Source organism: Phenylobacterium sp. (assembly GCF_036402295.1).
Lineage (GTDB): Bacteria > Pseudomonadota > Alphaproteobacteria > Caulobacterales > Caulobacteraceae > Phenylobacterium.
In genome coordinates this window covers 1-2,240 of the sequence record NZ_DASWTE010000370.1, presented here as the reverse complement: position 1 = coordinate 2,240, position 2,240 = coordinate 1, and the positions used below count along the sequence as shown (strand labels likewise).

Annotated in this window: 2 protein-coding genes; both read right to left on the bottom strand. The window is 69.2% G+C overall.

From position 1 onward, the window contains the following. Positions 1-89: 89 nt before the first annotated feature. On the bottom strand, positions 90-2,012 hold the full coding sequence (locus VGD44_RS21845) for a S9 family peptidase (protein ID WP_331090491.1): 1,923 nt from the start codon (positions 2,010-2,012) through the stop codon (positions 90-92). Positions 2,013-2,089: 77 nt separating this feature from the next. Further along, the coding region (locus VGD44_RS21840; RefSeq protein ID WP_331090492.1) for a DUF1178 family protein at positions 2,090-2,240 on the bottom strand (151 nt) is incomplete at its 5' end.

Sequence of the window (2,240 nt, the reverse complement as noted above, 5' to 3'; positions counted from 1 at the left end):
GGAACTCGGAAGCCGCCCTCTTCGAAGCACGGCGCCCGGCTCACTCGATGTAGTGTGGCAGATGAGCCACACAAGGACCTTGCGCGGGATCAAGGCCCCGGCGGATTGTGCTTCTCGACGAAGGCCATGGTGGCTTCCAGCGTCTGCAGGCGGGTGTCGCCCTTCGAGAGCCAGTGGTCGGCGCCCTTCTGGACGACAAGCTCGTGGGGCTTGCCGGCCTTCGTGAGCGCTTCCGACATCGCTTTGGACTGCTCGAGCGGCACGACGGTGTCGTCCTTGCCGTGGATCAGCAGGATCGGGATGTCGGCCTTCTGCGCGAGCTTCGCCGGGGAGTAGCGATCCAGGATATCGTCGCCGCGGCCCTCGGCGCCGATGAAGCGGTTCCAGTAGCGCTGTGTCACGCCGCCGCCGCGGGTGGTGGAATAGGCGACCTGGCGGCGCAGGTCCGTGACGCCGGCGACCGACACGGCGCAGCGGTAGACACCCTGGTCGATGGTGGCGCCGGCCAGCGCCGCGTATCCGCCGTAGCTCGCGCCCACGATGCAGACGCGCTTCGGATCGATCGTCCTCTGGGCGGCCAGGTGGCGCACACCGTCCGACAGGTCGGTCTGCATCTTGCGGCCCCACTCGCCGTGGCCGGCCTCCAGCAGCCGATGGCCCAGGCCGTCCGAGCCCCGAAAGTTCACCTGCAGCACGGCGTAACCGCGCGACGCCATCCCCTGCGCCCACCAGTCGAAGCCCGGCGTGTCGCGCGAGGCCGGGCCGCCGTGCGGGAAGACGATCAACGGCAGGTTCTTCGCCGTTTTCCCCTTCGGCAGGGTGAGGTAGCCGCTGAGCTGCAGGCCGTCCGCGGCCTTGAAGCGGACCGGCGTGCGCGGAGAAATGTCGGCCGCCTTGAGCTGCTGATACTCCGCGCCGAGCCAGCTGGCCTTGCGCGTGTTGAGGTCGACGATGGCGTAGGCCGGCCCCTCCTCCTGCGAGTCCACCAGCACGACGATCTTCTTGCGGTCCGTGCTCCAGGACTCGAGTCGCACGCGCTGGCCCGGATAGGCCGCGACGATCGCCTTCCACACCCGCTCGTCGGCCGGATCGAAGAAGACGTAGCGGTCTTCGTCGCCCGCCAGGACGTAGTGGCCGATCATGCGCCCGTCGACGGCGGCGCGTAGAGGTCCCTGGTCGTCGAGGATAGGAATGGGCTCGCCCAGTGCGCCGCCGTCGGCGCGCAACTCGCGCCACGACCAGCGCCGCTCAGCGTCGGGCGCCGCATACATCACCGAGGCCCCGTCGCGGCCCAGGCCGATCAGGTGCGGCGTATCCAGCGGCCCCTTGGCCGACACCGCCTCGCGCCACGTGAAGCCGGAGCGGAGCCGGATCGACCAGGCCCCGGTGTTGCGCTGGAACAGCTCCTGGGCGAGCGGACGGCCCTCGGAGTCGACGACCCAGTCGACGGTGTCCACGGAGCCGGTCTCGATCAGGCGGCTCGAGCCCTGGTCGAGGTCGACCCGGAACAGCGACAGCCGCCCATGACTGTCGACGAACACAACGCCCTGAACAAAGACGTGGGGCTCGCCCTTGTAGATCCGCACGATCGGCGTGTCGAAGATCGCGCCGAGGGACGATTCGGTCGGCCGGATGAGCGGCCGCATCTTCTTGGCCTTGAGGTCGATGAGGCTGCCGAAGTACCACTCGCGCCGGCCGTTCTGGATGCTGAAGGCGGTCGTGGTCGTGGACGACACCAGGACGAGGTGCTGGTCGCCCGCCCACTGGACGTTGCGCACCTTATGGTCGCCTACGAAGCCGTTGAGCAGGACCGCGCCCGATGCCAGGTCCTTCACCACGATGTTGCGCTGCTCGCCGTTCGTCACCACGACGGCGACGGCGTGGCCGCTGGGCGAGACCTCGGCCTGCTCGATCGACGGCAGCTTGCCATAGGCCGAGAGCGCCGCCGCCCATGCGGCTGGCGCACAGAAGCACGCCACGGCGAGCGTGATGAGAACGCTTAGGAATCGCATGACTTGGACAGGCCCCCGCCCTGATGCAATCCAAGATTGCCGCGCCGCGGGCTGCGCCGCAAGCGCTACGGCGAGCCTTAGTTGACCTCGGTCTTCTTCGGCGGTTCGGGCGGCATGGGGGCGACCGGCACCCCGTCCTCGACCAGGTCGCGGACCTCCTGCGGCGTGGCCTGGCCGTAGATGCCGCGATCCTCGGCGCGGCCTTCGTGGATGGCGCGGGCTTCCGAG

What these genes read in the sequence shown, in the direction of transcription:
- VGD44_RS21845 (WP_331090491.1), bottom strand. Translation starts at nt 2,012, where the DNA reads ATGCGATTCCTAAGCGTTCTCATCACGCTCGCCGTGGCGTGCTTCTGT.